We start from the raw sequence: 25,912 nt of genomic DNA, 5'->3' as shown, positions 1-25,912 counted from the left end.
CTTCCGGGAGGGGCTCGGCCTGGCCGACTGAGGGTCCGTCAGGCGCGCCGTGCGAGGGCGCGGCGCAAGGCGGGCCCGGGGCCCGGCCGAACGGCGGCTCGCCATCGGTCGGCCCGGGGCAGCTGCTCGGTGGGCCGGGTAGGCCTCAGCCGTCCGGGGCACGGCCTCCCGCAGACCGCGCCCGGCGCGCGGTCGGCCGGGGCAGGCCCGGGGCGGGGCTTCGGCAGGACCTCGGTCGGCCGGGGCAGGCCCGGCGCACGGCCTCCCGCAAGCCGCGCCCGGCGCGCGGTCGGCCGGGGCAGGCCCGGGACGGGCCCTCGGCCGGCCCGTGGTCAGCCCTCCCCGTCGCCCGACTCGGCGAGCTGCTTGCGCAGCTGGTCCGCCTTGGGGGAGCCCAGGTCGTCGTAGAGGGTGATGCTGCGGCGCCAGGAGGCGGCCGCCCCCTCGGGGTCGCCGAGGCGCTGCTGGAGGGCGCCCAGGTGCTCCAGGGTGGACGCGGTGCCGTCCCGGTCGCCGATCGACTCGCGCAGTTCGACGGCCCGGCGGCCGAAGTCCAGCGACCGGGCGAGGTCGCCGGTGTCCAGGTGGACCAGCGAGGTGGCGTGCAGCGCGTGCCCCTGCCCGAACGCCGAGCCCAGCTCCTCGAACGCGGCCAGCGCCAGCTCGCAGTTGGCCATGGCCGGCCCGTAGCGCCCGAGCAGGCGGTGGGCCGGGATCAGGTTGAGCAGGCAGACCGCCTCGCCGTACCGGTCCCCGGCCGCCCGGAAGGCCCGCGCGGCCCGCTCCATGTGGTCCACCGCCGGTTCGAACTCGCGCAGTTGGCGGTGGCTGACCCCCAGGTTGGCCTCCAACATCGCCGTGAGCGCCGGGTCCTCCGTCCCCAGCCGGCGCCCGGCCTGCTGGTACCGCTCGATCGCCACCCGGTACTCGGCCCGGGCGTGCGCCAGGGTCCCCCAGTGCACCAGCATCAGGCCCTCGGCCTGCCGGTCGCCCAGGCGCCGGGCGTGGTCGATGGCGAGCTCGGTCACCGCCGTCCAGTCCGCCCAGTGCTTGCGCAGCGTGAAGAACGGCCAGAGGCTGTGCCCGAGCTGCCAGCAGAGCGGGTCGGCGGAGCGCCCGGCGGCCAGCCGGACCAGGTCGACCAGGTTCGCCCGCTCGGCCTCGCACCAGGCCATCGCCGCGTCCGAGTCGGCGAACTCCGGCAACGGCGGCTGCGGTGCGGCCGGCTCCACCGGGGGCCGGCTCGCGTGCGGCATCAGCAGCAGACCGGCCCGCCGCGAGGCGTGCAGGTACCAGAGCGTCAGCCGCCGCTCGGCGGCCAGCCGCGCCGCCGCGGCTTCCTCGGACCGGGTCCGCTCCTGGGCGTACAGCCGGATCAGGTCGTGGAACCCGTACCGCCCGTCCTCCGCCCGCTGGAGCAGGTGGCGGGCCGTCAGCTCGGCCAGCAGCTCCTCGGTCCGCTCCGGCTCGCGCCCCAGCAGCGCGGCGGCCGCACCGGTCCCCACCGAGCGCCCCGGCACCAGGCCCAGCAGCCGGAACGCACGGGCCTGCTCCCCGGTCAGCTGGGCGTAGCTGGCCCCGAAGCTGACCCGCACCGCCCGGTCGCCGACCTGCAGCTCGTCCAGCCGCCCGTCCGCGTCGGCCAGTCGCTCGGTGAGCGCGCGCACCGTCCGCCCGGGTTCGGTGAGCAGCCGGGCGCCCGAGATCCGCAGCGCCAGCGGCAGGCCCGCGCAGTGCGCGAGCAGGTCGCCGGTCGCGCCGGGTTCCGCGGCCAGCGCGGCGGCGCCGACGATCCGGTCGAGCAGCTCCCGGGCCTGCGGATCGGTCAGCGCCGCCAGCTCCAGCCGTGCCACCCCGTCCAGCTCGGGCAGCCGGCTGCGGCTGCTGAGCAGGACCGCGCAGCCGCTGCTGGCCGGCAGCACCGGGCGCACCTGGGCGCCGTCGAGCACGTCGTCCAGCACGATCAGGATCCGGCGGTCCGTCAGCAGGCTGCGGTACAGCGCGGCGCGCTCGTCCAGCGTCACCGGAACGTCCGCCGGGCTCACCCCGAGCGCCCGCAGGAACCGGGCCGCGACCTCGTCCGGCGGGACCGGCGAGGCACTGGCGCCCTGCACGTTGGCGAACAGCTGGCCGTCCGGGTACCGCTCGCGCAGCGCGTGCGCCGCGTGCACCACCAGGCTGGTCTTGCCGATCCCCCCGGGCCCGGTCACCGCGCAGACCGGCGCGCGCCCGCCGGTCACCGGGCCGGTCGCACCACCGGTCAGGGCCTCGCGGATCGCCACCACCGACTCGGCCCGGCTGGTGAAGTCGGGCAGGTCAGGCGGCAGTTGGGCGGGCGGCCGGCCGGAGTCGGCCCGTGCGGGCCCGGCCGTGGCGCCGGCCGCCGCCACCTGGCCGGCCGCCGCCATGCCGCGGGCGGCCGCGATCAGCTCGGCCTGCTCGGTCTCGCCCAGCCGCAGCGCCCGGGCCAGTGCGGTCACCGAGGAGAGCCGGGGCTTGCGCCGCCCGGCCTCCAGCATGCTGATCGCGTGGGCGGAGACACCGGACTCCTCGGCGAGGTCCTCCTGGGTCCAGCCGCGGCGCAGCCGGTACTCCCGCACCATCCCGCCAAAACGCACCAGACCCCCCACTGCCCCCGTGTTGACCGGCCAACTATGTCACGCACCACCCCGGGGCGTCCCTCCCTGCGGCCCGCCGAACGCAGGGCTTGCGCCATGGACCCGCAGCCCGGCGGCCCGAAGACTCGGTTCCGCCGCTCCGCCGGCCGGCACAGGGCCGGCGCCGCGGCACGCAGATCCAGGGATGACCACAGGGAGAACCATGGAACGCCTCAAGTCCGTGCTGGCGACGGGGATCGCCGGCACACTCGGGCTGGCCGGCCTCGCGCTGGCCCAACCGGCCGGCGCCGCCGTGCCGGCCGCGCCCGCTGCCGGGCAGCGGGTCCTCGCCGAGCTGGGCCGGGTCCAGGGGCTGCTGCCCGCGGGCCGCCCCGGCTCGGCGGCGGCCGCCGCCGAGCCGTCCGCCGAGCCGTCCGTCCGGCACGCCCGGATCGCCCTCAAGGGGGCCCCGGCCACGGCAGTTCGGGTCCGCCCGCAGGTGTCGGTGACCCCCGACGCGCTGCCGGGCATCGACAGCGCCGTGATCGAGGACGCGAACGCCGACTCGCACGTCGTCGTGCTGCGCGACGCCCGGGCCGCCACCGACGTCGGCTTCACCGTCGGGGACTTCGACGGACGGCTGGTGCCGGACCCGCTGGGCGGCGTCCTGCTGGTGGACCGGGCCACCGGCCGGGCCGACGGCCGGATCAGCGCGCCGTGGGCCTACGACGCCGACGGCCGTGCGCTGCCCACCAGCTTCACGGTGGACGGCGACACCGTCACCCAGCACGTGGACACCCGGGGTGCCGCGTTCCCGGTGGTGGCCGACCCGCACTACACCTGGGGCTGGATCACCGGCACCGTCTACTTCAACAAGAGCGAGACCGCCCACATGGCCGCCAACGCGGGGTTCGCGGCCGGGATCTTCGCCTTCGCCCCCGCGCCGTTCAACCTGATCGGCGCGGCGGTGGCCGGGAACATCTCCCGGGTCGCCTGGAACGCGAGCAGCGACGGCAAGTGCGTGAAGGTCAAGTCGCTGGTCCCGGTCTTCCCGGCGTCCGAGTACTCCGGGGGGTACTGCCAGTGACGGCCGTACGGGAACACCGACTGGTCCGTGCCCTGGTGGTGGCGGTCACCATGGTGCTGGCGCTTGCCCTCGGGGGGACGGTGACGCCGGCCTCGGCGGTCACCGGCGGCGGGCGGGTCACCACGGGGCAGTACCCGTGGATGATCCACTTCCGCGACACCAGCAAGTACGGACTGTTCAGCTACAGCTGCGGCGGTGTGCTGATCGCGCCGACCAAGGTGCTGACGGCGGGTCACTGCGGCCGGGAGTACCAGGGCAAGCTGGACCACGCCGCCGCGGTGCAGGGGCAGACCAACATCCTGGAGGGCGGCCGGGAGTACAGCATCGGCCGGATCGACATCAGCCCCCAGTTCACCCCGGACCAGGAGCAGGGTGCCTGGAAGACGTACGACATCCACTGGGGCGACGTCGCCGTCTTCACCCTCAACTACCCGATGACCGGGGTGCCGACGATCCCGTTCGCACACATCCCGGCCGACGAGACGCTCAGCGGCAACGGCCTGATCCTGGGCTGGTCGCTTGAGAACATCGACAGCAACGGCGACCCCCGGGAGCGGCTGCGCTCCTCGATGGTGCCGATCCTGCCGGACTCGGCCTGCACCCGGCCCTACGGTTCGCTCTTCAAGTCCGGCCAGATGATCTGCGCCGGGGACGCCCAGCACGACGCCTGCAACGGGGACAGCGGCGGGCCGCTGATCCGCAACGGGTGGGTCGTCGGGATCATCTCCGGCGGCGGCAACAACGGCTGCGACCAAGCGGGTTACCCGGGGACCTACGCCCGGGTGGCGGCCTACTCCAACTGGATCCAGCAGATGAAGGAGGACGTGGACCACGCGCCCTTCTACGTCAACGGCAAGTGCCTGGACGCGGACGTGGCGCACGGCAGCGTGGCCGGCATGAAGGCGCAGCTGTGGGACTGCAATGGCTGGCGCAACCAGTTCTGGTACACGATCGGGGACCACATCTTCTCGGCGTACAACTCCATGTGCCTGACGGCGGACGCGAGCGGTGGTGACCGCGACGGGATGCCGATCGTGCTGGAGCCGTGCAACTGGTCCGACGTCAACCAGCAGTTCCGGATCGACGCCTACACCATCACCAGTGTGCGCAACGGCAAGTGCCTGGACGCGGACATCGCCGCCGGCTACCGCAACGGGATGAAGATCCAGCTGTGGGGCTGCAACGGGTGGGACAACCAGAAGTTCTGGTGACCGGTCCCGGGGCCCGGTCCCCGGGGCCCGGTCCCCGCCCCGCCGGCAGCCTCGCGCTCCGGCGGGGCGCCTGGCTCAGGGGCGGGCGGCCGCGACCAGCCACTCCAGCGCCCGCTCGCCCGCCGCCAGCACGGAGAGGTGGCCGTCCCCGGGGCGGCGCCAGTAGGTGGCGGCGGGCAACTGCCCGGCCAGCCAGTCGCCGTGGCCGACCGGGACGATCCGGTCGGCCGTGCCGTGCAGGAGCAGCACCGGGGCGGCGACGGTGTCGAGGTCGAACCCCCAGGGCGCGACGTAGCCGAGGTCGTCGTCCACCATGCCGTCCGGGCCGCCGTCGATCGCCTGCCCGGCCACCACCTCCAGCCACCGCCAGGCGCCGGAGAGCGCGGCGTGGTCGCCGGGGGTGAACATCTCGGGCTGGAACTCGCCCTCGGCCAGGCAGCGTTCGAGTTCTGCCCGGCCCGCGATCGAGGCCCGCAGCTCGGCCTCGCCGCCCGGGTACATGCCGGCGAACCAGTCCAGCCCGCCCGCCCCGAGCGGTGCCAGCGCCGCCACGGAGACCACTGCCGCGATCCGTTCCGGCAGCTGGGCCGCACAGGCCAGCGCGTGGTTGGAACCGCCCGAGTGCCCGAAGACCGCGAACCGCCCGACACCGAGGGCGTCGGCGACGGCGGCCGCGTCGGCCGCTGCCGAGGCCAGGTCGCGGCCGGGCCGCCGGCTCGAACCCCCGTACCCGGGGCGGTCGTACGAGATCCAGCGCAGCCCCAGTCGCTCGGCTGCGGCGAACAGCGGCTCGGGCGGCTGCCCCACGTTCGGGGTCCCGTGGTGCCAGAGCACCGCGAGCCGGTCCGCGGCGCCGGGGTGGGTGTCGTGGGCGCGCAGGGTGTGCCCGCCGGGCAGCTGGACGTCGATGGTCTCGAACACCTGACCGAGTGTAGGAATCCGGGGGTTGCCCGGCAAGGACCGCCGCGCAGGCCCTACGCTGCTCCCACAGAACGGCGGCGCGACGACGGGGGTCGGCGGATGCAGGACCAGGACGACCAGGAGTGGCCCGGCGACGGATCGACCTACCGGGCGCCGCAGGCCTGCCCGCTGTGCGGGGGCGAGCTGCGCACCGTGCAGCCGGGCTGCCGGACGGACCGGTCGGGCAGCCTGCTGGTCAAGGTCTTCGTGCCGGGGCGGATGTTCGCCCGCAGCAGCGGGGTGGAGGGCGTCGCCTGCCGGGCCTGCGGCCACCTGCTGCTCTTCGTGGCGCACCCGGAGATCATGGACGAGCCGACACCGAAGGCGAAGAAGAGCCGCTGGCGCTGACGGTCGGTGCGGGTCGGCGCGGGTCGGCGCGGGTCGGCGCGGGTCGGTGCGGCCCGGCGGCGGCAGACCGAGGGCGGCGGTCGGTGGGGCGTGGCAGTATCGGGGCGTGTCCGTCATGAGCAAGCTGCAGATCAAGCCCGGCCAGCGCGTGGCCGTGCTGGGCAAGCCCGCCGACGTCGAGCTGGACGTCCCGCCCGGGAGTGACGCGGCGTCGGCCGACGCGGTGCTCGCTTTCGTGACCACCGCCGCCGAACTGGCCGGCCCGGACGCCGAGGCCGCGCTGGCCGCCGCCCGGCGCGACGCGCTGGCCTGGGTGGCCTATCCGAAGGCCGGCAAGCTCGGCACCGACCTGAACCGCGACTCCCTGGCCGCCGCCCTGATCGCGCGCGGGGTGCGGCCGGTGCGGCAGATCGCCGTCGACGACACCTGGTCGGCGCTCCGGTTCCGCCCCGGCGCCTGACGCGGCACCGGCTAGCTGTCGAACCCCACGTGCACGTGGTCGTGGTGGGTGTCGTCGCTGAAGAACTGATTGGGCGTCGTGCCGCCCGAGAGCTGGCGCGGTCCGCCAACGTTGTAGGAGCCGGCCGCCGCGGCGGCGCGCATGAAGCCGTCGACCAGGTCGTGCGGGGTGGCCGGGTCGACCACGGGGTGGCCGTCGATCCGCCAGACGTCGAAGGCGCGGCCGAGCGGGTGGTCGCTGGGGCGGGTGGTGCCGAAGACGTCCAGCGGGTGGCCGGAGCGGACCACGCTGACGGTCAGGGTGTACGTCCGCGCCAGCGTCAGCATCGCGTGCAGGACGCTGTCGTGGACCTGGCCGCTGCGGATGTCGGCCGCGCCCGCCGGCGGCAGTTCGATCCGGGGCTCGGCGAGCACCTGCTGGGCGGCCGCCGAGAGGGTGGCCGAGGCGGCGCCGGGGTCGGCCGGGTGCAGGGCGGTGACGTTCCAGACCGGGGAGGCGGAGCTCAGCCGCACGTCCACGGTGGTGCCGCCGGGCGGGGCGCCGGTGGCCCACTGGTCGCAGACCACCAGCACGCTGGCCGAGTCGGTGAGGATCCCGCCGTACTGGGCGTAGACGACCTGGAGCGCCGCCTGGTCGGCGGCGGGCAGCAGCGGGCCGGCCTGGGAGACCAGGGACGGGTCCACCCCGCCGAGGGCGGACAACCGGGTCCGGGCGGCCGCGGTGCCGGAGCCGCCGGACGGCCAGTTTCCGAGCGCCTCGACCACCTGCACGGCCCGGAGCTTGACGTCGGGTCGGATCTCGCCCGGGCCGGGCTGCCAGGGGGTGACGGCGGGCAGTACGGCGGGCGAGGTGCCCGGGGAGGCGGGGGAGGGGTGGCCCGGGGCGGGGCTGCTTCCGGTGCCGGGCACAGGGGTGGGCGACGGGCTCGGCGTGACGGGGTGTCCGCTGCTCCCGCACCCCGCCGCGCCGAGCAGCACCGCGAGCAGGGCCCGCCGGTCCAGTTCGGTCATGGCTCACGATCGGCACACCGGTGCCCGCGCGGCCAGTACCCGCGCCGCAGCGCCGCCGAGCAGTACCCGGACGGCGGCGAGCTGCATGGCAACCGGCCTGCACGGCCGTCGGCCGACGGCCTACGGCACGACGGCCCGCGGTCCCGGGGATCCGCAGCCCCGGGGATCCGCGCGGCGCGGCCGGCCGCACCCGCCCTTCCGGCGCCGACCACCCAGCCGCTCCGCCGGCCCCACCGGCCCGGCGCGCGAGACGCGGGCGCCGGACCGCCGGGGCCTGTGGGGGCGTTCAGCGGCCGGAGCCGCAGAGCGCGGGGCCGTCAGAGGCCGAGGCTGGAGAGCGCGGTGCGCCAGTCGGTCGCGATGGCGTTCTGCGCGTCGTCCAGCGAGACCCGGCCCGCGCAGACGGCGTTCTTGAGCTTGGTCTCGACCCCGTCCTTGGTGTACGAGGTGCCGCTGCCGTTGGTGGTGTAGTGCGGCTCGGGCCACAGGTTGCCCGGGTCGGTCGGGCTGCCGCCGAGCTCCAGCGGGATGAAGTGGTCCTCCTCGTAGTCGCTCATCGAGGTGTCGCTGTAGCCGTAGTCGATGATGCCCTGGGCCTTGAGGCGGTTGGTGTAGCTGGTCGACGGCCGTATGGTGGCGGTCCAGCCGGAGACGCAGATGGTGTCGTAGATGGTGTCCTGGGTGACGTCCGGGTTGAGCACGCCCGGGGTGCAGGACGGGTCGGGCAGCGGCAGGTAGGCCTGCGAGCAGGTGGCGGCGGCGAGCGCGGGGTGCACGGCGCGCGGCGCGGCGGCCTGCGCGGTGGGGGAGACGGTCAGGGCGAGGGCGGCGGTGGTGAAGGTCACCGCGAGCGCGGTGCCGCCGGTGACGGACCGTCGGTGCATCGAACGCATGGGAGCTCCAGGGGAGTTGACCCGGCGTGGGGTCGCCGGTGCGATGCGTCCATGACAGCAGTGGGGCGGGGTGGCCCGAAGGGGGTGCACGGTGAATTGTTGGTGACGCGCGTAGAACATCAGACACGCCACTGCACCCGTGCACCACGGCCCCGCCTGACGGTCAGTCGGCCAGGTGGCGCTCCAGCGACTCCATCTTCCGGGTCAGCCCGTCCGTCACGCCCGCCCGGTCGTCGATCTTGATCACCGTGGAGACCCGGCCGGCGAACGGCTTGACCGCCTCCACCGCTGCCTTGATCACGGCCATCACCTCGTCCCAGTCGCCCTCGATCGAGGTGAACATGGCGTCCGTCCGGTTGGGCAGGCCGCTGGCCCGGACCACCTTGACGGCGGCGGCGACGGCCTCGGCGACGTCCTCGCCCATGCCGAGGGGGGTGACGCTGAACGCGGCGATCATCTGACGGCTCCTCACGTGACGGCTGGTGGACCGCATGCTGCCACAGGCCCGCCCGATCAGCCGTACACGCTGCGGCAGAGCCGCTCCTGCTCCGATCCCGGGGCCCACTGGCCGAGCTGCTCGGCGGTGTCGCACAGACCCGGCCCGGCGCCCGGCGCGGGGGCCGGGCGGGACGGGACGGCGCGCGGCGGCGGTTCCGGCGCCCGGGACGGACGTGGCGCCCGGGGCGTCGCCGGGGCCGGCTCGGCGGCGGCCGGGCTGTCGCCGGGTTCGGCGGCGTCCTCGGCCGCGGTAGGCGGTGCCGGCGGGCGCTGGTGGCGCTCGCCCCGCATGCCGTACCCGCCCGCGGCGCCCGGCGGGGCCGACGAAGGCGCCGACGAGGGCGGCGCGGAGAAGGGTGCCACGGTGCCCGCCGCGTCCTGCTCGCACCCCGCCAGGGCCAGGACCAGCGCCACGGCCGCGCCCACCCGCTTCACATCCATCACAGCGGGTCCAACGAGTGAACCGCCCTCAGGACCCGGGGAAAACCAGTACCGCCGAACCGGCCGCCGCGGGCAGACTGCGCGGATGGAGACCCCTCCCCGCACGCGCGCACTGCGCCACGTCGCCGAGCGTTCGGCCGCCGGTGCGCCGGTGGACCCGGGCCTGCGGGTGACGCTCAACTTCCACCCGGACCGGCAGGCCGGCGGGCGCCCGATCCTGGCGGCGATGGCCGCGGCCGGGCAGTACCGGTCGCAGTTCGTCACCGGGACCAGCAACGGTGGCCTGACCGCCTACCCGGGCGGCGACCGGTGGCGCTGGGAGCAGCTGATCTTCGGCGGCGCCTACGACCGCGCGCCCGCCGAACTGCGCCCGGGCTACGGGGCACTGAACTTCCGTCGGCAGCAGGTCGGCGCGGCGCCCCGGTTCGGCTCCGCGCACTTCCGGCTGACCGCCGAGCCGTTGGCCCGGAGCACCTTCTGCTACCCCGACAGCTCCACGGAGCCCACCGACCTCGGCGTGGCGGAAGGGGTCGCTGCCCTGGTCGCGCTGGCCGCCGCCGACCGGCGCGACGCGCTGGACGACTACGTCGAGGCCCAGGTGCACGGCCCGGTCCGGTTCGCCGAGCACGTCGAGGCGCTGGTGCTGGACCCGTGCTACCGCGGCACCGAGGTGGCGGCCGACGCCGCCGCGCTGGGCTGCCCCGTCGAGTGGCACGGCGGCTACCGGCTGAGCGTGGCCGAGCTGCGCCGCCACCCGGACTTCCGCGGGCCGGAGTTCGTCGAGCTGGGCGAGCGGCTCGCGGTGGACGGGTGGCTGGACCCGGCGGTCCTCGGGGCGGCCTCGCGCTCGGGCGGGCACGACGAGCAGGCGTTGAAGCGGGTCTGGCACTACCTGGCCCGGTTCGGCGCCCCGACCGGCGCGCCGGCGCCTCACTGACCGGGCAACAGCCGGCGCCGGCCCGGTATCTGCTCGAAGATCAGGTTGGTCCGGGTCTGCGCGACCGCCGGATGCGTCGTCAGGTGGTCCACCACGAAGTCGCGCAGCGCCTCGGGGTGGGCCACCGCGACGTGCAGCAGGTAGTCGTCCGAGCCGGACATGTGGAAGACCGCCAGCACGCCCGGGAGGTCCGGTGCGTCGTTGCGGAAGCTCTCGTTCTGCTCCCGGGTGTGGGCGCGCAGCCGGACCGAGATCATCGCCTGCAGCGGCAGACCGAGCGCGGCCGGGTCCACCTCGGCGCGGAAGCCCCGGATCACCCCGCGCTCGCGCAGCGCCCGCGTCCGGGCCAGGCAGGTCGAGGCGGCGATGCCGACCTCGTCGGCGAGCGCGTTGTTCGGGATCCGCGCGTTCTCGGCGAGGACGCGCAGGATCGCCCGGTCGGTGTCGTCGAGGGGCGTCCGGGCGGGCTGTGGATTGTTCGGCACGGACCCCAGGATGCTCTGTTGATCCGATGATATGCAAGATTGACCCGCCCTGGCCCGAATGATCTGCGGAAAGCTTCCGATCAGTGGGCCAGACGTTCCATTCTTGGTCCGCAACGCCGTCCCCACGGCCACCCCAGCGACCGAGGAGCGCCGTGAGCGTCATCGAGACCCGCCCCCTGCTGCCCCGGCCCACCGCGCCGCAGGAGCCGGACGCTGCTGCTTACGCGCTGCCGGCCGAGGGCCTGGACGACGACCAGCGCCTGCAGGCGCTGGACGCGATGGACGAGTACCTCACCCGCAAGCGCCGCCACCTGCTCGGCTACCAGGCCACCCAGGACCTGGACCGCTACGCGCTGGACCTCGGCCGGTTCATGCGCAGCAACATCAACAACCTCGGCGACCCGTTCCAGAGCGGCGGCTACAAGCCGAACACCAAGAGCGTCGAGCGCGCGGTGCTGGACTACTACGCGCGGCTGTGGGGCGCGGACCGCGCCTACGACCCGGCGGACCCGGAGTCCTGCTGGGGCTACGTGCTCTCGATGGGCTCGACCGAGGGCAACATGTACGCCCTGTGGAACGCCCGGGACTACCTGAGCGGCCGTCCGCTGATCGACCAGCCCGACGACCCCGCGCTGCCGTTCGTGCCGGAGAACCCGAACGCCTACCGCCCGGTGGCCTTCTACTCCGAGGACACCCACTACTCGTTCGCCAAGGCCGTCCGGGTGCTCGGGGTGGCCACCTTCCACGAGATCGGCCGCACCCAGTACCCCGGCCAGTGCCCGCCGGCCGTGGCCGTCAACGGCGACTGGCCCACCGAGGTCCCGTCCCGCCCGGGCCCCTCGGGCCACAGCTGGGACGGCACCGGCGAGATCGACGTGGACGCGCTGGCCGAGCTGGTGGAGTTCTTCGCCGCCAAGGGCCACCCGATCTTCGTCAGCCTCAACCTGGGCAGCACCTTCAAGGGCGCCCACGACGACGTGCGCGCGGTCGGCGAGCGGCTGCTGCCGGTCTTCGAGCGGCACGGGCTGCTGGACCGCGAGGTGGTGCACGGCACCGACCCGCGGACCGGCGAGGCGCTGACCGACCGGCGCCGCGGCTTCTGGATCCACGTGGACGGCGCGCTCGGCGCCGGGTACGTGCCGTTCGTCCGGCTGGCCGCCCAGGACCCCGAGGGCTACGGCTGGACCCCGGAGACCGTGCTGCCCGCGTTCGACTTCGGCCTGCGGCTGCGCCGGGCCGACGGCGGCGAGGTCGACCTGGTCTCCTCGATCGCGATGAGCGGCCACAAGTGGCCCGGCGCGCCGTGGCCGTGCGGGATCTACATGACCAAGGTCAAGTACCAGCTGGCGCCGCCGTCCCGGCCCGACTACACCGGCGCGCCCGACACCACCTTCGCCGGCTCGCGCAACGGCTTCTCGCCGCTGGTGATCTGGGACCACCTGGCCCGGCACTCGTACCAGGACCAGGTGGACCGGATCCGCAAGGCCCAGCAGCTGGCCGGGTACCTGGAGCAGCGGCTGCGGCTGCTGGAGCTCGAGACCGGCACCGAGCTGTGGCCGGCCCGCACGCCCGGCGCGATCACGGTCCGGTTCCGCTGCCCCAGCCCGGAGCTGGTGGCCAAGTGGTCGCTCTCCTCGCAGGACGTGCTGACGGTCCCGGGCGATCCGGGCAGCCGGCGCAGCTACGTGCACGTCTTCCTGATGTCCTCGGTGGACCGGGCCAAGCTGGACGCCCTGCTGACCGACCTGGCCCGGGACCCGTACATCCTGGGCGTCTGAGTCACAGCCGCCCGATCACCTCGCTGCCGTAGGCGTCGATGGTCGACTCGATCGCGTCGTGCATCGCGTAGACCGCGAACTGGTCCACGCCCAGGTCGCGCAGGTGGGCGAGCTTCTCGCGGTGCAGCGCGGGCGGGCCGATCACGCAGAACCGATCGACGATCTCGTCGGGGACGAACTGGGTGTCGGGGTTGCCGGCCCGGCCGTGGTGCGCGTAGTCGTAGCCGTGGCGGTCCTTGATGTAGGCGGTCAGCGCGTCGGGGACCAGGTCGGAGTGCTCGCCGTAGTGGCGGACCAGGTCCGCCACGTGGTTGCCGACCATGCCGCCGAACCAGCGGCACTGCTCGCGGGCGTGCGCCAGCGCCGCGGGGGAGTCGTCCGCGGTGACGTAGGCCGGCGCCGCCACGCAGACGGTGACCGAGGCCGGGTCGCGGCCCGCCTCGGCGGCCGCCCGGCGCACCGCCTTCACCATGTACTCGGTCAGGTACGGGTCGGCCAGCTGCAGGATGAAGCCGTCGGCCTGACGGCCGGTCAGGGCCAGCGCCTTGGGCCCGTAGGCGCCCATCCAGATCGGCAGCCGACTGTCCTGGACCCAGGGCAGGTGCACCTCGGTGCCGTCCAGCACCGCGCTGCGGCCCTCGGCCAGCTCCTTGATGACGTGCATCGCCTCGCCCAGCCGGGCCAGCGTGGCCGGGCGACGGCCGGCCACCCGCATCGCCGAGTCGCCGCGCCCGATGCCGCAGACGGTGCGGTTGCCGAACATCTCGTTCAGGGTGGCGAAGAGCGAGGCGGTCACCTCCCAGGTCCGGGTGGACGGGTTGGTGACCATCGGGCCGACCGTCAAGTGCTGCGTCTGGGAGAGGATCTGGCTGTAGATCACGAACGGCTCCTGCCACAGCACGCAGGAGTCGAAGGTCCAGCCGTGGCTGAAGCCGGCCGCCTCGGCGCGGCGCATCCGCTCCACCAGCAGCCGGGCGGGCGGGTCGGTCTGGAGCACGAGCCCGATGTCCACGGGCAACCTCCACTCGTCGGGACGGGGACGGGCCGCCGACCACGTCGGCGGCCCGCCACGGTCAGGGGCGGTCAGGGGCGGTCAGAGGTACTGGCAGGTGGCGCGGGTGAGGAACTGCCCGTGCCCGGCCCGGCCGAGCCAGCGGCCGTGGTCGAGCACCACCGTGCCGCGCGACAGCACGGTGCGCACCCGCCCGGTCACCTGGCGGCCCTCGTAGGCCGAGTAGTCGACGTTCATGTGGTGGCTGGAGGCCGAGAGCACCTGGACCGTCTCCGGGTCGTAGACCACCACGTCCGCGTCGGCCCCGGGCGCGATGGTGCCCTTGCGCGGGTAGAGGCCGAACATCCGGGCCGGGGTGGCGCAGGCGATCTCCACCCAGCGCCGGCGCGAGATCCGGCCCTCCACCACCGCCTGGTGCAGCAGGTCCATCCGGTTCTCCACCCCGGGCAGGCCGTTGGGGATCTTGGAGAAGTCGCCGCGCCCCAGCTCCTTCTGGCCGGTGAAGCAGAACGGGCAGTGGTCGGTGGAGACCACCTGCAGGTCGTTGGTGCGCAGCCCGCGCCAGAGCTGGGCCTGGTGCTCGTGCGGGCGCAGCGGGGTGGAGCAGACGTACTTGGCGCCCTCGAAGCCCGGTTCGGCCAGGTTGTCGGTGGAGAGGAACAGGTACTGCGGGCAGGTCTCGCCGAAGACCGGCAGTCCCTGGTCGCGGGCGGCGGCCAGCTCGGCCAGCGCGGAGCCGGCCGAGACGTGCACCACGTAGAGCGGGGAGCCGGCCACCTGGGCCAGCTTGATCGCCCGGTGGGTGGCCTCGGCCTCCAGCAGCTCGCGCCGCACCTCGCCGTGGTAGCGCGGTTCGGTGTGCCCGGCGGCCAGCGCCTGGGCCACCAGCACGTCGATCGCCAGGCCGTTCTCGGCGTGCATCATGATCAGGCCGCCGCTGTGCGCCGCGCTCTGCATGGCCCGCAGGATCTTGCCGTCGTCGCTGTAGAAGACGCCGGGGTAGGCCATGAACAGCTTGAAGGAGGTGGACTCGCCGGAGGCGGTGAGCAGGTCCATCTCCTTGAGCACGGAGTCGTTGACGTCCGACACGATGGTGTGGAACCCGTAGTCGACGGCGCAGCGGCCCTCGGCCTTGGCGTGCCAGGCGTCCAGGCCCTCGCGCAGCGCCCCGCCCATCGGCTGCACGGCGAAGTCGATGATGGTGGTGGTGCCGCCCCAGGCCGCGGCCCGGGTGCCGGTCTCGAAGGTGTCGGAAGCACTGGTGCCGCCGAACGGGAGCTCCATGTGGGTGTGCGCGTCGACCCCGCCGGGCAGCACGTACTGCCCGTGCGCGTCGATCACCGTCTCCGCCTGCCAGCCGGCCGCGGTGGAACTGCCGGTGGCGGCGAGCGCGACGATCTTCCGGTCCTCGATCAGGACGTCCGCGTGCATCTCCTCGGCGGCCGTGACGACCAGGCCGCCGGTGATCAGGGTCCTGGTCACGCGGTCACCCGCCGCAGGGCCTCGATCAGCAGGTCCGCGCCCTCGCGGGCCTCGGCGTCGGTGAGCGAGAGCGGGGGCGCGATCCGCAGCGCGTCCCCGGCCCGCCCGCCGCGGCCGATCAGCAGGCCGAGCTCGCGGGCGTGCTCCAGCGCGGCGCCGGCCGCGGCCGCGTCGGGCAGCGCGACGCCCAGCATCAGGCCCTTGCCGCGCAGCTCGCGCACCACCGGCAGGTCGGCCTCGGCCAGCCGCTCGCGCAGCAGTGCGCCGGTGCGCAGCGCGTTGCCCTGCAGGTCGTGCTTGACCAGGTAGTCCAGGTTGGCCAGGGCGGCCGCGCAGGTGATCGGGCTGCCGCCGAAGGTGGAGATGGAGTTGGCGGTCAGGCAGTCCATCACCTCGGCGCGGGCCACCACGCCGCCCATCGACATGCCGTTGGCCACGCCCTTGGCGAAGGTCAGCAGGTCCGGCGGCCCGGCCTGGCCGTGCGCCTGCCAGCCCCAGAAGTGCTCGCCGGTGCGGCCCCAGCCGGTCTGCACCTCGTCGCTGATCCACAGGATCCCGTGCCGCTCCAGCACCGGGCGGAACGCGGCCAGCAGCCCGTCCGGGCCGTGGGTGAACCCGCCCACCCCCTGGATCGGCTCGGCGATCAGCGCGGCCACGGAGCCCTGGGCCTGGCCGAGCATCTCCTCCAGGTCCGCCACGCAGGCGGCGGTGAACTCCGCGTCGGACAGGGCCGCGTAGGGCCCGCTGTCGCGCACGCCGCCCTGCACGTACAGGGTCTGCAGCGGGGACAGGCTGGTCGGCGACCAGGCCGTGTTGCCGGTGATGCCGACCGTGGAGAAGGACCGGCCGTGGTAGCTGTTGCGCAGCGCCAGCACCTGGTTGGACCGGCGGTACGCGGTGGCCAGCAGCAGCGCCGCGTCGTTGGCCTCGGTCCCGGAGGTGGTGAAGAAGACCTTGGCGTCCGGGATCCCCGAGAGCTCGGCGATCCGCTCGGCCAGCTCCACCATCGGCGCGGACAGGTAGAGGGTGGAGGTGTGCAGGATCCGGCCGGCCTGCTCGCTGATCGCGGCGGTCACCTCGGGCAGCGCGTGCGCCGTCATGGTGGTCAGGATGCCGCCGAAGAAGTCCAGGTAGTGGTTGCCCGCGGAGTCCCAGACGTGCCGGCCCTCGCCGTGGGTCAGCTCGATCGGCTCGCGGTAGTAGGTGGCCAGCCAGGACGGCAGCACCGCGCGGTGGCGCTGGCGCAGCTCGGCGACCGGCTGCTGGGTGGTCGTCATCCGGCGGCTCCTCAGGCTTCGGTGAGCGGCCCGTAGGCCTCGGGACGGCGGTCTCGGTAGAACGCCCACTGCTGGCGGACCTGCTCGATCAGGCCGAGGTCCAGGTCGCGCACCACCAGCTCCTCCTCCTTGTCGGAGGCCGGCTCGCCGACGAACTGGCCGCGCGGGTCGACGAAGTAGCTGGTGCCGTAGAAGTCGTTGTCCCCGTACTCCTCGGTGCCGACCCGGTTGATCGCCGCCACGTAGTACTCGTTGGCCACCGCGGCGGCCGGCTGCTCCAGCTGCCACAGGTAGGCGGACAGGCCGCGGCTGGTCGCGGAGGGGTTGTAGACGATCTGCGCCCCGCCGAGGCCGAGCGCCCGCCAGCCCTCCGGGAAGTGCCGGTCGTAGCAGATGTAGACGCCCACCTTGCCGACCGCGGTGTCGAACACCGGCCAGCCGAGGTTGCCGGGCTTGAAGTAGTACTTCTCCCAGAAGCCCTTGACCTGGGGGATGTGGTGCTTGCGGTACTTGCCGAGGTAGCTGCCGTCGGCGTCGATCACGGCGGCGGTGTTGTAGTAGACGCCGCTCTGCTCCACCTCGTAGACCGGCAGCACCATGACCAGGTGCAGCTCGGCGGCGAGGGCGCGCATCCGGGTGACGGTCGGGCCGTCCGGCACCGGCTCGGCCCAGCGGTAGTGCTCGGGATCCTGCACCTGGCAGAAGTAGGGGGCGTTGAACACCTCCTGGAAGCCGATGATCTGCGCACCCTGCGCCGCCGCCTCGCGGGCGTGGCGCTCGTGGAGCTCGATCATCGAGGACTGCTCACCGGTCCACCGGGTCTGCACCAGGGCGGCACGGACGATCTGCGACTGCGACATGGCATCGCTCCTGAAGGGTTTCAGGTCCAACGGGGCTCTCGGGTCCTGGGTGTCCTTGCAGGCTCCCCCTACGGAGGGTGGGTGAATCCCGACACTCTGTCAGCTCTCCCCTGCACCGGCTCGATACGGGTGACAGACCGACGGTAGCCAGCCGGGTGGGGAACAGTGATACGCGTGCGCCGCCGAACCGCCGCTGTCACTCGAACGGCCCTGCTGCAGCCCCCGGACCCGGAGGAGTTCGTCTACGGATGGAAGGGGGGTTCCCGAGTCCTGTGGAGGTGAGCGTGATGGACAAGCGTGCGCTGACAGCGGAGTTCCTCGGCACGCTGATGCTGGTGCTCTTCGCGGTCGGGGCGGCGGTGGTCGCCGGGGAGCAGATGGGGAACCTGGGCATCGCCCTGGCGTTCGGCTTCGTGCTGATGGCCCTGGTCTACGCGATCGGCCCGGTCTCCGGCTGCCACGTCAATCCGGCGGTGACCCTGGCCTTCCTGCTGTCCCGGCGGATGGACGCCCGCACGGCGGTGGGCTACTGGGTGGCCCAGGTGCTCGGCGGGATCGCCGGTGCCGCACTGGTGCTGCTGCTGGCCAAACAGGTCCCCGGCCTGCAGACCCACGAGAAGCTCGGCAGCAACGGCTGGGGCAGCCGCTCCGAAGTGCACGTCACCGCCGGGGGCGCCTTCCTGGCCGAGGTGCTGCTGACCTTCCTGCTGGTCTACGTGGTGCTGTCGGTGACCCACCGGCTGGCCGCCACCGGCTTCGCGGGCCTGGGGATCGGCATGGCGCTGGCGGTCTGCCACCTGGTGGGCATCCCGCTGACCGGCACCTCGGTGAACCCGGCCCGCAGCATCGGCCCCGCGCTGTTCGCGGGCGGGGCGGCGCTGAGCCAGCTGTGGCTGTTCATCGTGGCGCCCCTGGTCGGCGGCGCGGTGGCGGCCGGCGTGCACGCGCTGACGCATCCGCAGCCGTCCGCGCTGCTGGCGGACCGGGAGGAGGCGGAACTGCTGGCGGAGGCGGTCCGGCGGGACTGAGCGGCGCACCGCCGGTGCGGTCAGGAGGGCGGGTCCTCGGGCCCGCCCTCCCGGGCGTCCGCCGGGCCGCAGGCCGCCGGCATCGCCGGGTGGCGGCCGATCACCACCACGCCGAGCACCATCGCCATCAGTCCGGCCGACTCCCAGGCCAGCGCGCTCGGGGTGACCCGCAGCCGGTCGCCGAGGAAGCCGACCGCGCAGGCGATCCCGGCCAGCGGCTGGGCCGCGGTCAGCGCGGGCAGCGACATCCGCAGCGGGGCCGCCTCGAAGGCGCTCTGCATCAGCAGCAGGCCGAAGACGCCGAGCGCGACCACGGTGTACGGCTCCCAGCGGTGCAGCAGCGAGAACGCGCCGGCGCTGGTGGCATGGCTCGCGCTGGCCCGGGTGAGCGCGTCCTGCAGGCCGTAGAGCAGGCCCGCGGCCAGCGCCAGGATCGTCGCCTCCTCGAACAGCGGCAGTCGGCGGGCGAGCGAGACCAGCAGCAGGGCCAGCCCGGCGACGATGCCCAGCACCAGCCAGTGCCGCAGCTGGCCGGCCACCGCGCGACCGCCCTGCGGGTCGCCGGCCAGGATGAACGCCGTCACCCCCAGGCCGAGCAGCAGCACCCCGCCCCAGCCCGAGCGGCCCAGCCGCTGCCGGGAGATCAGGCTGGCCAGCGCCATCGCGAAGACCAGGTTGCTGGTCAGCAGGGGTTCCACCAGGGAGACCTCGCCCAGGCTGAGCGCGAGCGCGCTGAGCCCCAGGCCGACGATCATGATGCCGATGCCGCCCAGCCACTCCGGCATCCGGAGCAGGTCCAGCAGCAGCCGCCAGCGCAGCAGGTCCGCGCGCGGCGCACGCTGGGCCGCGTGCTGCTGCAGCACGAAACCGAGTCCGAGACAGCAGGCGGCGCCCACCGCCAGCAGGACGACCACCACGCAGAGATCACCAGCCGTCGTGTGGTGCGGTGGCGCCGGCCCCGACCCGGGCCCGGCCCGGAGGCACGGCGCGCGACTGGCCGTCAGCGTACCTCCGGATCCCGCCGGGCGGGCCGAGCCGGGGCGCGCCACGCGTGTCGCCCGTCGGCCATTCGATAATGGAGGGGAGAACCGGGCCGCTCCGAGGCACGGGAGGTAGCGATGATCGTGCGGATCTGGGAGGCGCAGGTCGCCCCCAAGCTGGTCGCCGAGTTCTGCACCGTGCTCCGGACCCGGATGATGCCCGAGTTGGAGGGCCTGGACGGCTACCTCGGCGGGGACCTGCTCCGGTCCCTGCCCGACAGCACCCACCGGGTCCTGGTGGTCACCCGCTGGCGCGACGAGGAGGCGCTGCGCGCCTACGCCGGACCGATGTGGGCGCTGCGCGCGGTCTTCTCGGACACCGAGCAGGAGTACCTGGAGCACCCGCCGGAGGTCTCGCACTACACGGTGCTGGGCTCCTGAGCGGCCGGGGTCCGGTCAGGCGCCGAAGTTCAGCCCGAACAGGACGGCCGGGGAGCCGGTGGTGACGAAGTCCATCGGGACCGTGCCGAGGACCGGACGGGCGGTGCGGTCCAGGCCGGCCAGGTAGCCGGCGAGTCGTGGGTTGAGGGCGTCCGCGGCCTGGCGCGGCCACAGGCCCCAGCCGGAGGAGGAGGTGAAGGTGAGGAAGAGGCGCTGCGGGTCGGAGGCGGCGCGGGCGGCGTCCAGGTGGGCGGAGACCTCGGGCCACTTGCGCGAGGAGAAGTCGAAGATCGTCCCGATGTCGTAGTCGTCCTCCAGGTCGACCAGCGGGCCGTTCCAGCGGATGCCGGGCAGCCCGCCGTTGTCCGCCAGCAGCACCACCCGGCCGCGCACCTCGCCGAGCGCCGGGATCCGGTTCCCGGTCCACAGCAGTCCGGGCCAGCGGCTCTGGTAGTCGTCGAAGATCGCGGCGAAGTCGGCGTCGGAGACCGTGGAGTACTCCTGCTTGACCCGCATCAGCAGCGTCTCGCCCGGGTGCTGGGCGAGGAAGGCCTGGCAGTCGTTGAGCACGTCGCCGTAGAAGATGTTCTGGAAGAACTGGCTGTGGTGGATCGCGAACACGCCGTTGATCGCCCGGCAGCGGATGTCCAGGAAGCGGATCCCGGCAGTCAGCTGGTCGGGGACCGAGAGGGTCTGGGTCTGGGTGATCGGGCCGCCGTAGAGCGAGCAGGTGTCGTGGGTGCCCGGCAGGGTGAGGCGGGCGAGCGGGGCGCTGTCGGGCAGCGCACCGAGCCAGTCCGGCGCGGGCGGCAGCGCGGCGGCGCGGGCCGGGGCGCCGGCGAGGCCGCCGAGCGCGGCGGCGGCGCCGAGTGCGACGGCGGTGCGGGTGAAGTCGCGGCGGGTGAGCTGACGGGTGGTCAGGTCCATGCTGCTGCCCCCTGGATGGCCGGCTGCCGGTGGTGTTGGCATGGCCATTATTGGGGTGGGCGGGGCGCGGGGCCAGACCCCGGGAGGCGGGTGCGTAGGCTGGGGCGATGACCGATACCGCGGCTGCCGCCGTCCCCTCGTTCACGCCCGAGTTCCTGGCGTTCTGGGCGGAGCGGCACCTCTGCACCCTGACCACGCTGCGGCCGGACGGCTCTCCGCACGTGGTGCCGGTCGGGGCGACCTACGACCCGGCGACCGGGATCGCCCGGGTGATCACGGACGGTGGCAGCCGCAAGGCCCGCAACGTGGCGGCGGCCGGCCCCGAGGGGGCGCGGGTGGCGCTGTGCCAGGTGGACGGCGGCCGCTGGGCGACGCTGGAGGGTCGCGCCGTGCTGCGGCGCGGTGCGGCGGCGGTGGCGGACGCGGAGGAGCGGTACGCGCGGCGCTACCGGACCCCGCGGGAGAACCCGAACCGGGTGGTCATCGAGATCACCGTGGCCCGCGGGCTGGGCCGCGGGGTGAGCCCCGCGGCGGGCTGAACGGATCAGCCCCGCCCCGCCGCCTCGCGCAGGCCGCGCAGGACGGTGGGCTCGATGCCCAGGACCCGGGCGCGGACCAGGACGGGGTGGGCCCGGACCGCGTCGGCGGCGCGGACGTAGCGGTCCCAGAGCCGGTCGAACTCCGCCTGCTCCCCAGCCGCCCAGGTGCACCGCTGCACCGCCTGCCCCGGCTCGGGGTAGGCGGCGAGCCGCCGGTCGCGGACCACGAGCGCGTAGTCGCCGACGGCCCGGTCGGCGGCGAGCAGGGCCTGCTGGAGGGCGATCAGGTCGTGCGGGAGGGAGAGGGCCGGAGCCGAGGAAGCGGAGAACACGCTGACCACCGTATGCACGCTGACTGACAATCAGCTGCTTTTGACTCGACCGCCACTCGACCGCGCACGGACTCTGCGAGGTCGGCGGAGTGGGAAGTCGGTCGGACGGACTTCCGGTGCGCGCGGTGCGCTACTCGCCGTCGGGGAAGGTGTAGCTGCTCGGGACGTTGACCTGGGCGTTCTCCGCCGCCGTGCCGTAGACCAGGGCGATCTCGTCGTGCGCGCCGAGCTGGATCGCGGCCGGGTCGCCGGAGACGGCCTTGCCGTTCAGGTAGGCGGTGAGGGTGTGGGTGGCGTCGGTGGTCGCGCCGCCGAGGTGGTCGGCGGCGACCGAGACCTGCCACTCGGTCAGGAACTGGCCGAGCGTGAAGTCGGTCTTGACCGGGGACTCGATGTGGATCACACCGCTGGTGTCGTGCGTGTGCAGCGGGCTGATCCGCTGGGCGCTCTCGTCGATGCCGATCAGCGCGGGGACCGCGACGGACTTGCCGTCGAGGTAGACGTCCAGGTGCGCGTGGATGTGCTCGACGGTGCCCTCGGAGTCCAGCATCGGCAGGCCGGCCGCCGCCACCGCCGCGCTCGCGTCGGCGGGCGCGTCCCACGGCGCGGCGCTGGTCCGGCCGTCGGCCGTGGTGCGCGGGTGGCTGGGCATCGCGGCGGCGGCCGAGCCGCCCTTGCTGCCGCTGTCGTGCTGCGCCACCGCGACCGCGGCGACGGTGCCGACCAGCGCCAGCCCGAGCACGCCGGCGGCCGAGCGCACCAGCAGCTTGCGCCGCCGCTCCTGCTGCCGCTCCGCCGCGCGGGCGGCCGCCGCCTTGGCGCGGCGGGCGTTGGGCGGGAGGTCGGCGTTCGGGGAGGTGGGCTTGCGCTTGCGGGGCTGGTTCGCCATGCGGTGGTCCTGGCTCCTGGTCGGGGGAGGTTCTGATTCGTTCCGATTTGAACCTGTTTCGACCGTACCTGGGGGATCGTCCGCGAACAACGAGATCGGACCGAAATGTGGTCGACGCCGCTCGGGCGCGGCCGGGCCGGGCCGGGTGACCGCGACGTCCGAAATCCGCCGGTCCGGGGGCGGGCGGGCAGGCACAGTAGAGGGGTAGCAGTCCCGTACGAGGAAAGGTCCACGGCTGTGGCCAGCACCGTTCACACCACCATCGACAGCCCGCTGGGTGCGCTGCTGCTGGTCGGCGAGGAGTCCGCGACCGCCCCGGGCGGGCTCGCGCTCGGCTCGCTCTCGATGACCGGCCAGCGCGGCGCGGCGACCGTGCAGCCGCACTGGCGCGCGGACGCCGCGGCCTTCGCGACCGTCACCGACCAACTGCAGGCGTACTTCGCCGGCGACCTGAAGGAGTTCGACCTGGAGCTGCGGTACGGCGGGACGGAGTTCCAGCGCCGGGTCTGGCAGGCGGTCGACACCGTCCCCTACGGCACCACCACGAGCTACGGCGCGCTCGCCGACCGGATCGGCGCCCCGCGGGCGGCCGTGCGCGCGGTCGGCACCGCGATCGGCGCGAACCCGCTGCTGATCGTGCGCCCGTGCCACCGGATCGTCGGCGCCACCGGGGCGCTGACCGGCTACGCGGGCGGGCTGGAGCGCAAGGAGTACCTGCTGGCGCACGAGGGTGCCCGGCCGCTCGCGCTGGGCTGAGGCCCGGCGGTCGACAGGGCGGGTGGTCGGGCGCGGTCAGGTGCAGGACGCGTCGCAGCAGCAGCCGTCGCACCCGTCGCAGCAGCAGCCGTCACAGGCGCACCCGTCGCACCCGCCGCCACCGCCGCCGTCGCAGCAGCACCCGCACCCGTCGCAGCCCCCGCTGCCGCCGGCGCCGCTGCCGCCGCCGCAGCAGTCGGCCCCTTCGCCGCAGCACTGGCAGGCGCTGCAGCAGTCGCACCCGCTGCAGCAGTCGTCGCAGTTGCGGCTGCACCAGCTGCGCCTGGGCTCGCGGGTCCACGGGTCCTCGTGGTCGGTGCAGAGCAGCTGGCAGGTGCAGGCCATCAGGGCCCACATCGCGCAGCCGGCGAGCGTGCTGCGCGGCGGCTTGCGGTCCATGAAGGGCGGCGGGCCGAACTGGGCCTGCGGCTGGGCCGTGGTGCTGCAGCGGTGCCCGCTCGCGTGCCGCCTGCCGAAGACCCGGTCCACCGCCTGCTCGGTCTCGTGCGCGAGCAGGGCGTGCACCAGCGCACGGTCGCGGAGCTCGACGTCGTGCAGGGCGAGCCGGATCCCGTGCACCGCGTCGCGGCACAGGCGCTCGGCCTCGGCGCGGTCGGTGCCGGTGGCGGTCAGCGGGTTCCAGGCGCCGGCGGCGCGGTCGGCCTCCTGGTCCTCGGCCGCGTCCAGCAGGTGGGCCAGGCGCCCGAACAGCCGACCCGCCTCGTGCAGGGCGGCGGCGTTCCCGGGCCGGCCGGCCAGCACCGCGGTGTGGGCGAAGGCGGCGGCCGTGGCGGTCTCGGTGGGCTCGGTGACCAGCAGGACCGAGCCGCCGGGCCCCGCCGAGCGCTCCAGCTCGTCCTGGCGGGCGGCGGCGTCGAGCAGCACGGCGGTGTCGAAGCCGACGGCCGTCGCGCTGCCCGCGCTCTGCCGGTCCCAGCGCCGGGCCACCGCCCGGGCCCCGGCCGCCACCGACCGGCGGGCGAAGACCCCGTCGGCGTCCAGCACGTGGTCGCGCACCTTGACGGAGGCGAGCGCGAGCGAGACGGCGGCCGCCAGCCGGGCCCCCTCGCCCCGGGCGACCTCGGCGGACCGCATGCCGCGCAGCGGGCAGGGGCCGGCCTTGCGGCGGCCGGCCCCCGCGGCCGCGCCGGAGTGCTGGGCCTCCACCAGGACGGAGATGACCAGGCCGTCGTAGTTGGTCGCGGTGCGGGCCAGCTGCCCGTGGTCGTCCCGCAGAGCGAGGCAGAGGCCGCAGAGGTGGGCGAGCCAGGAGGCCTGCAGCTGCTCGGACAGCCGGTGCCGGCAAGGCCTGATGATTCCGAACACGCGCCCACCCCTCGTACCCGCCGTCGACCGGCGCCCCCTTGACCGGGCGTCATCCTACGAGGGGCCGGCGCCACGGGGGAGGGGCGGGGCGCACCGGGGCGGTGGTACGCGGCGGGCGGGGGTACGGGGGCGCCGGGCCGGGGTCAGCGGCCGGCGGCGTTCAGGCCGACGACGGTCAGGGCGACCGGGTCGGCCACGTAGACCCGGCCGCCGCCGGCCGACCAGACCACCTCGTTCTTGAACGGGTCGGCCTGCCGGGCACCGCTGTACTTCCAGCGGACCGCACCGGACGCCGGGTCCAGCGCCCACAGCACCGACCTGCCGTCCAGCACGTAGACGTTGCCGTCCGCGCACTGCGGTCGGCTCGCCTCGCGGTACGCCATGCCGCTGCCGGTGGAGCCGGGAGTGCTGTCCTTGGCGGGCTCGGTCTGCCAGCGCAGCGCGCCGGTGGCCGCGTCGAAGGCGTAGAAGGTGTTGAGGTCGGCGACGAAGACCAGGCTGCCGTCGGGACTCGCGGTCGGCTGCTGGAAGTGGCCGGTCTCCTTGGAGGCCCACACCTGGGTGCCGGTCGCCGGGTCGAGGGCGAAGAGCTGGTTGCCCGTGCAGACGAAGTGGCCCGCCGCCACGCACGCGTAGCCGGAATCGACGTCCCCGGGCAGCTCGCGCTGCCAACCGGGTACGGGGCGGCCGCCCCGCGCGATGTCGAACGCCTGCAACCGGACCACGGTGTCCGAGCCGGTGCGCGGGCTGCGGAAGAGCCAGCGGGACCCGGTCGGCGGGACCAGGGCGATCTCCTGGTTCGGCCACGGGTAGTCCCCGAGCGTCTTCTGCGAGGAGGCGTCGACCGCCCACAGCGTGGAGCCGGCCAGGTAGACGACGCCGTCCACCACCCCCGCGACCCGGTACGTCGCGAACTCGCCCTTCGGCGTGGCGTCCCAGTAGACGTGGCCGTCGTCGAGTCCGACGGCGGCCACCCGTGCGCCGCTGTAGTGCGCCAGCAGGCCGAAGGCGTAGACCCGGCCGTCGGCCACCACCGCGACGTCCGTGCCGGGCGACGAGCCGTTGAGCAGGTCGACGGGTGACCACTTGGGGTGCCCGGCGTCGTCCAGGGACCAGACGTGGTTGTTCGCGGCGCACAGCACCTGGCCCTTGGCGGCGATCAGCTGCGAGCACGTCTCCACCGCGGTCGCGGTCCACAGCGGCGTGGCCTCCGGACCGACCAGCACGCCGGTCCGGCCCGCGGCGTCGTGCGAGGCGGCGCCGGGCGCATCATGGCGGCCTTCATTGCTCGTCCAAGCCCGTGGCCGCGGTGGGTGGCGAGCACTGATGTGTCTTGGACGTAGCCGATCTCGCGGCGA

General features: G+C 74.4%; 27 protein-coding genes. 10 read left to right on the top strand and 17 right to left on the bottom strand.

Features of this window, described 5'->3' with window-relative positions:
* Positions 1–332: 332 nt before the first annotated feature.
* Positions 333–2,618, bottom strand: coding sequence for an ATP-binding protein (locus ACFW1A_RS19395; protein WP_380410322.1), 2,286 nt, complete (start codon positions 2,616–2,618; stop codon positions 333–335).
* A 202-nt stretch (positions 2,619–2,820) separates the two neighbouring features.
* Between ACFW1A_RS19395 and ACFW1A_RS19390 the strand changes: the two genes are divergently transcribed.
* Positions 2,821–3,684: a hypothetical protein gene (locus tag ACFW1A_RS19390; RefSeq protein ID WP_380410321.1), complete on the top strand. Its 864-nt coding sequence runs from the start codon at positions 2,821–2,823 to the stop codon at positions 3,682–3,684.
* Positions 3,681–4,895 (top strand): trypsin-like serine protease, encoded by a 1,215-nt coding sequence (locus ACFW1A_RS19385; RefSeq protein WP_380410320.1) that lies wholly within the window; start codon positions 3,681–3,683, stop codon positions 4,893–4,895. The genes ACFW1A_RS19390 and ACFW1A_RS19385 overlap by 4 nt, the downstream gene beginning before the upstream one ends.
* Positions 4,896–4,970: 75 nt before the next feature.
* Here the strand turns inward: ACFW1A_RS19385 and ACFW1A_RS19380 are convergent, their stop codons facing one another.
* Positions 4,971–5,816: an alpha/beta fold hydrolase gene (locus tag ACFW1A_RS19380; protein WP_380410319.1), complete on the bottom strand. Its 846-nt coding sequence runs from the start codon at positions 5,814–5,816 to the stop codon at positions 4,971–4,973.
* 99 nt (positions 5,817–5,915) lie between these two features.
* On the opposite strand from ACFW1A_RS19380, the gene ACFW1A_RS19375 reads away from it, so the two are divergent.
* Positions 5,916–6,203, top strand: a complete 288-nt coding sequence (locus ACFW1A_RS19375) for a hypothetical protein (RefSeq protein WP_380410318.1) — start codon at positions 5,916–5,918, stop codon at positions 6,201–6,203.
* Positions 6,204–6,318: 115 nt separating this feature from the next.
* The gene (locus ACFW1A_RS19370; RefSeq protein ID WP_380410317.1) at positions 6,319–6,663 is read left to right on the top strand and encodes a hypothetical protein; all 345 of its coding nucleotides are present in this window, start codon (positions 6,319–6,321) and stop codon (positions 6,661–6,663) included.
* Positions 6,664–6,674: 11 nt separating this feature from the next.
* Here the strand turns inward: ACFW1A_RS19370 and ACFW1A_RS19365 are convergent, their stop codons facing one another.
* The 4 genes from ACFW1A_RS19365 to ACFW1A_RS19350 all read right to left on the bottom strand — a co-directional run bounded on the left by ACFW1A_RS19365 (position 6,675) and on the right by ACFW1A_RS19350 (position 9,505).
* Complete coding sequence (locus ACFW1A_RS19365; RefSeq protein WP_380410316.1) at positions 6,675–7,673, bottom strand: hypothetical protein; 999 nt, start codon at positions 7,671–7,673, stop codon at positions 6,675–6,677.
* A 317-nt stretch (positions 7,674–7,990) separates the two neighbouring features.
* Complete coding sequence (locus tag ACFW1A_RS19360) at positions 7,991–8,566, bottom strand: hypothetical protein (protein WP_380410315.1); 576 nt, start codon at positions 8,564–8,566, stop codon at positions 7,991–7,993.
* A gap of 163 nt (positions 8,567–8,729) precedes the next feature.
* Positions 8,730–9,023, bottom strand: coding sequence for an MTH1187 family thiamine-binding protein (locus tag ACFW1A_RS19355; RefSeq protein ID WP_380410314.1), 294 nt, complete (start codon positions 9,021–9,023; stop codon positions 8,730–8,732).
* A 56-nt stretch (positions 9,024–9,079) separates the two neighbouring features.
* Positions 9,080–9,505, bottom strand: a complete 426-nt coding sequence (locus ACFW1A_RS19350) for a hypothetical protein (RefSeq protein ID WP_380410313.1) — start codon at positions 9,503–9,505, stop codon at positions 9,080–9,082.
* Positions 9,506–9,590: 85 nt separating this feature from the next.
* Here ACFW1A_RS19350 and ACFW1A_RS19345 point away from each other — a divergent pair, with 85 nt between their 5' ends.
* Entirely contained in the window at positions 9,591–10,442 is an 852-nt protein-coding gene (locus ACFW1A_RS19345) for a DUF3626 domain-containing protein (RefSeq protein WP_380410312.1), read from the top strand.
* On the opposite strand, the gene ACFW1A_RS19340 is transcribed toward ACFW1A_RS19345, so the two are convergent.
* Complete coding sequence (locus tag ACFW1A_RS19340; RefSeq protein ID WP_380410311.1) at positions 10,436–10,927, bottom strand: Lrp/AsnC family transcriptional regulator; 492 nt, start codon at positions 10,925–10,927, stop codon at positions 10,436–10,438. The genes ACFW1A_RS19345 and ACFW1A_RS19340 overlap by 7 nt on opposite strands.
* 152 nt (positions 10,928–11,079) lie before the next feature.
* On the opposite strand from ACFW1A_RS19340, the gene ACFW1A_RS19335 reads away from it, so the two are divergent.
* Positions 11,080–12,705 carry a histidine decarboxylase gene (locus ACFW1A_RS19335; protein ID WP_380410310.1) on the top strand — a complete coding sequence of 542 codons (1,626 nt, stop codon included), beginning with the start codon at positions 11,080–11,082 and terminating at the stop codon, positions 12,703–12,705.
* A gap of 1 nt (position 12,706) precedes the next feature.
* Here the strand turns inward: ACFW1A_RS19335 and ACFW1A_RS19330 are convergent, their stop codons facing one another.
* From ACFW1A_RS19330 to ACFW1A_RS19315, 4 genes are all read right to left on the bottom strand, one after another.
* Positions 12,707–13,717 (bottom strand): TIGR03842 family LLM class F420-dependent oxidoreductase, encoded by a 1,011-nt coding sequence (locus ACFW1A_RS19330; RefSeq protein WP_380410309.1) that lies wholly within the window; start codon positions 13,715–13,717, stop codon positions 12,707–12,709.
* An 81-nt stretch (positions 13,718–13,798) separates the two neighbouring features.
* Positions 13,799–15,199 (bottom strand): dihydropyrimidinase, encoded by a 1,401-nt coding sequence (gene hydA, locus ACFW1A_RS19325; protein WP_380410308.1) that lies wholly within the window; start codon positions 15,197–15,199, stop codon positions 13,799–13,801.
* On the bottom strand, positions 15,196–16,476 hold the full coding sequence (locus ACFW1A_RS19320) for an aspartate aminotransferase family protein (protein WP_380410307.1): 1,281 nt from the start codon (positions 16,474–16,476) through the stop codon (positions 15,196–15,198). Before ACFW1A_RS19320 ends, hydA begins: the two co-directional genes overlap by 4 nt.
* 11 nt (positions 16,477–16,487) lie before the next feature.
* Positions 16,488–17,336 carry a nitrilase-related carbon-nitrogen hydrolase gene (locus ACFW1A_RS19315; protein ID WP_380410306.1) on the bottom strand — a complete coding sequence of 283 codons (849 nt, stop codon included), beginning with the start codon at positions 17,334–17,336 and terminating at the stop codon, positions 16,488–16,490.
* Positions 17,337–17,623: 287 nt separating this feature from the next.
* Here ACFW1A_RS19315 and ACFW1A_RS19310 point away from each other — a divergent pair, with 287 nt between their 5' ends.
* On the top strand, positions 17,624–18,364 hold the full coding sequence (locus ACFW1A_RS19310; RefSeq protein WP_380410305.1) for an MIP/aquaporin family protein: 741 nt from the start codon (positions 17,624–17,626) through the stop codon (positions 18,362–18,364).
* 20 nt (positions 18,365–18,384) lie between these two features.
* Here the strand turns inward: ACFW1A_RS19310 and ACFW1A_RS19305 are convergent, their stop codons facing one another.
* Complete coding sequence (locus ACFW1A_RS19305) at positions 18,385–19,281, bottom strand: DMT family transporter (protein ID WP_380410304.1); 897 nt, start codon at positions 19,279–19,281, stop codon at positions 18,385–18,387.
* A 201-nt stretch (positions 19,282–19,482) separates the two neighbouring features.
* Between ACFW1A_RS19305 and ACFW1A_RS19300 the strand changes: the two genes are divergently transcribed.
* A complete protein-coding gene (locus ACFW1A_RS19300; RefSeq protein ID WP_380410303.1) occupies positions 19,483–19,785 on the top strand; it encodes an antibiotic biosynthesis monooxygenase family protein in 303 nt (100 codons plus the stop codon).
* Positions 19,786–19,800: 15 nt separating this feature from the next.
* Here the strand turns inward: ACFW1A_RS19300 and ACFW1A_RS19295 are convergent, their stop codons facing one another.
* Positions 19,801–20,712 (bottom strand): phosphatidylinositol-specific phospholipase C, encoded by a 912-nt coding sequence (locus ACFW1A_RS19295; protein WP_380410302.1) that lies wholly within the window; start codon positions 20,710–20,712, stop codon positions 19,801–19,803.
* A gap of 107 nt (positions 20,713–20,819) precedes the next feature.
* On the opposite strand from ACFW1A_RS19295, the gene ACFW1A_RS19290 reads away from it, so the two are divergent.
* The gene (locus tag ACFW1A_RS19290) at positions 20,820–21,251 is read left to right on the top strand and encodes a pyridoxamine 5'-phosphate oxidase family protein (protein WP_380410301.1); all 432 of its coding nucleotides are present in this window, start codon (positions 20,820–20,822) and stop codon (positions 21,249–21,251) included.
* 5 nt (positions 21,252–21,256) lie between these two features.
* Here ACFW1A_RS19290 and ACFW1A_RS19285 read toward each other — a convergent pair whose 3' ends face one another.
* Together ACFW1A_RS19285 and ACFW1A_RS19280 are read right to left on the bottom strand one after the other, a co-directional pair.
* A complete protein-coding gene (locus tag ACFW1A_RS19285) occupies positions 21,257–21,583 on the bottom strand; it encodes a hypothetical protein (RefSeq protein WP_380410300.1) in 327 nt (108 codons plus the stop codon).
* 130 nt (positions 21,584–21,713) lie between these two features.
* Positions 21,714–22,472: a hypothetical protein gene (locus tag ACFW1A_RS19280; protein WP_380410299.1), complete on the bottom strand. Its 759-nt coding sequence runs from the start codon at positions 22,470–22,472 to the stop codon at positions 21,714–21,716.
* 237 nt (positions 22,473–22,709) lie between these two features.
* Between ACFW1A_RS19280 and ACFW1A_RS19275 the strand changes: the two genes are divergently transcribed.
* Positions 22,710–23,228 carry a methylated-DNA--[protein]-cysteine S-methyltransferase gene (locus ACFW1A_RS19275; protein ID WP_380410298.1) on the top strand — a complete coding sequence of 173 codons (519 nt, stop codon included), beginning with the start codon at positions 22,710–22,712 and terminating at the stop codon, positions 23,226–23,228.
* 36 nt (positions 23,229–23,264) lie between these two features.
* Here the strand turns inward: ACFW1A_RS19275 and ACFW1A_RS19270 are convergent, their stop codons facing one another.
* Entirely contained in the window at positions 23,265–24,554 is a 1,290-nt protein-coding gene (locus ACFW1A_RS19270) for a DUF5685 family protein (protein ID WP_380410297.1), read from the bottom strand.
* Between the two features lie 143 nt (positions 24,555–24,697).
* Positions 24,698–25,780, bottom strand: a complete 1,083-nt coding sequence (locus ACFW1A_RS19265; RefSeq protein WP_380410296.1) for a PQQ-binding-like beta-propeller repeat protein — start codon at positions 25,778–25,780, stop codon at positions 24,698–24,700.
* Positions 25,781–25,912 lie beyond the last annotated feature (132 nt).

Origin of the sequence: Kitasatospora sp. NPDC058965 (assembly GCF_042741245.1) — a bacterium.
GTDB lineage: Bacteria > Actinomycetota > Actinomycetes > Streptomycetales > Streptomycetaceae > Kitasatospora.
Note: the sequence above shows the minus strand (reverse complement) of the source record. Positions and strands in the feature narration are given on the sequence as shown.

Bases quoted from the DNA above. Each gene is read 5' to 3' on its own strand.
- ACFW1A_RS19390 (WP_380410321.1), top strand. From the start codon at position 2,821: ATGGAACGCCTCAAGTCCGTGCTGGCGACGGGGATCGCCGGCACACTC.
- ACFW1A_RS19375 (WP_380410318.1), top strand. From the start codon at position 5,916: ATGCAGGACCAGGACGACCAGGAGTGGCCCGGCGACGGATCGACCTAC.
- ACFW1A_RS19370 (WP_380410317.1), top strand. From the start codon at position 6,319: ATGAGCAAGCTGCAGATCAAGCCCGGCCAGCGCGTGGCCGTGCTGGGC.
- ACFW1A_RS19365 (WP_380410316.1), bottom strand. From the start codon at position 7,673: ATGACCGAACTGGACCGGCGGGCCCTGCTCGCGGTGCTGCTCGGCGCG.
- ACFW1A_RS19360 (WP_380410315.1), bottom strand. From the start codon at position 8,566: ATGCGTTCGATGCACCGACGGTCCGTCACCGGCGGCACCGCGCTCGCG.
- ACFW1A_RS19355 (WP_380410314.1), bottom strand. From the start codon at position 9,023: ATGATCGCCGCGTTCAGCGTCACCCCCCTCGGCATGGGCGAGGACGTC.
- ACFW1A_RS19350 (WP_380410313.1), bottom strand. From the start codon at position 9,505: ATGGATGTGAAGCGGGTGGGCGCGGCCGTGGCGCTGGTCCTGGCCCTG.
- ACFW1A_RS19345 (WP_380410312.1), top strand. From the start codon at position 9,591: ATGGAGACCCCTCCCCGCACGCGCGCACTGCGCCACGTCGCCGAGCGT.
- ACFW1A_RS19320 (WP_380410307.1), bottom strand. From the start codon at position 16,476: ATGACGACCACCCAGCAGCCGGTCGCCGAGCTGCGCCAGCGCCACCGC.
- ACFW1A_RS19315 (WP_380410306.1), bottom strand. From the start codon at position 17,336: ATGTCGCAGTCGCAGATCGTCCGTGCCGCCCTGGTGCAGACCCGGTGG.
- ACFW1A_RS19310 (WP_380410305.1), top strand. From the start codon at position 17,624: ATGGACAAGCGTGCGCTGACAGCGGAGTTCCTCGGCACGCTGATGCTG.
- ACFW1A_RS19300 (WP_380410303.1), top strand. From the start codon at position 19,483: ATGATCGTGCGGATCTGGGAGGCGCAGGTCGCCCCCAAGCTGGTCGCC.
- ACFW1A_RS19295 (WP_380410302.1), bottom strand. From the start codon at position 20,712: ATGGACCTGACCACCCGTCAGCTCACCCGCCGCGACTTCACCCGCACC.
- ACFW1A_RS19290 (WP_380410301.1), top strand. From the start codon at position 20,820: ATGACCGATACCGCGGCTGCCGCCGTCCCCTCGTTCACGCCCGAGTTC.
- ACFW1A_RS19280 (WP_380410299.1), bottom strand. From the start codon at position 22,472: ATGGCGAACCAGCCCCGCAAGCGCAAGCCCACCTCCCCGAACGCCGAC.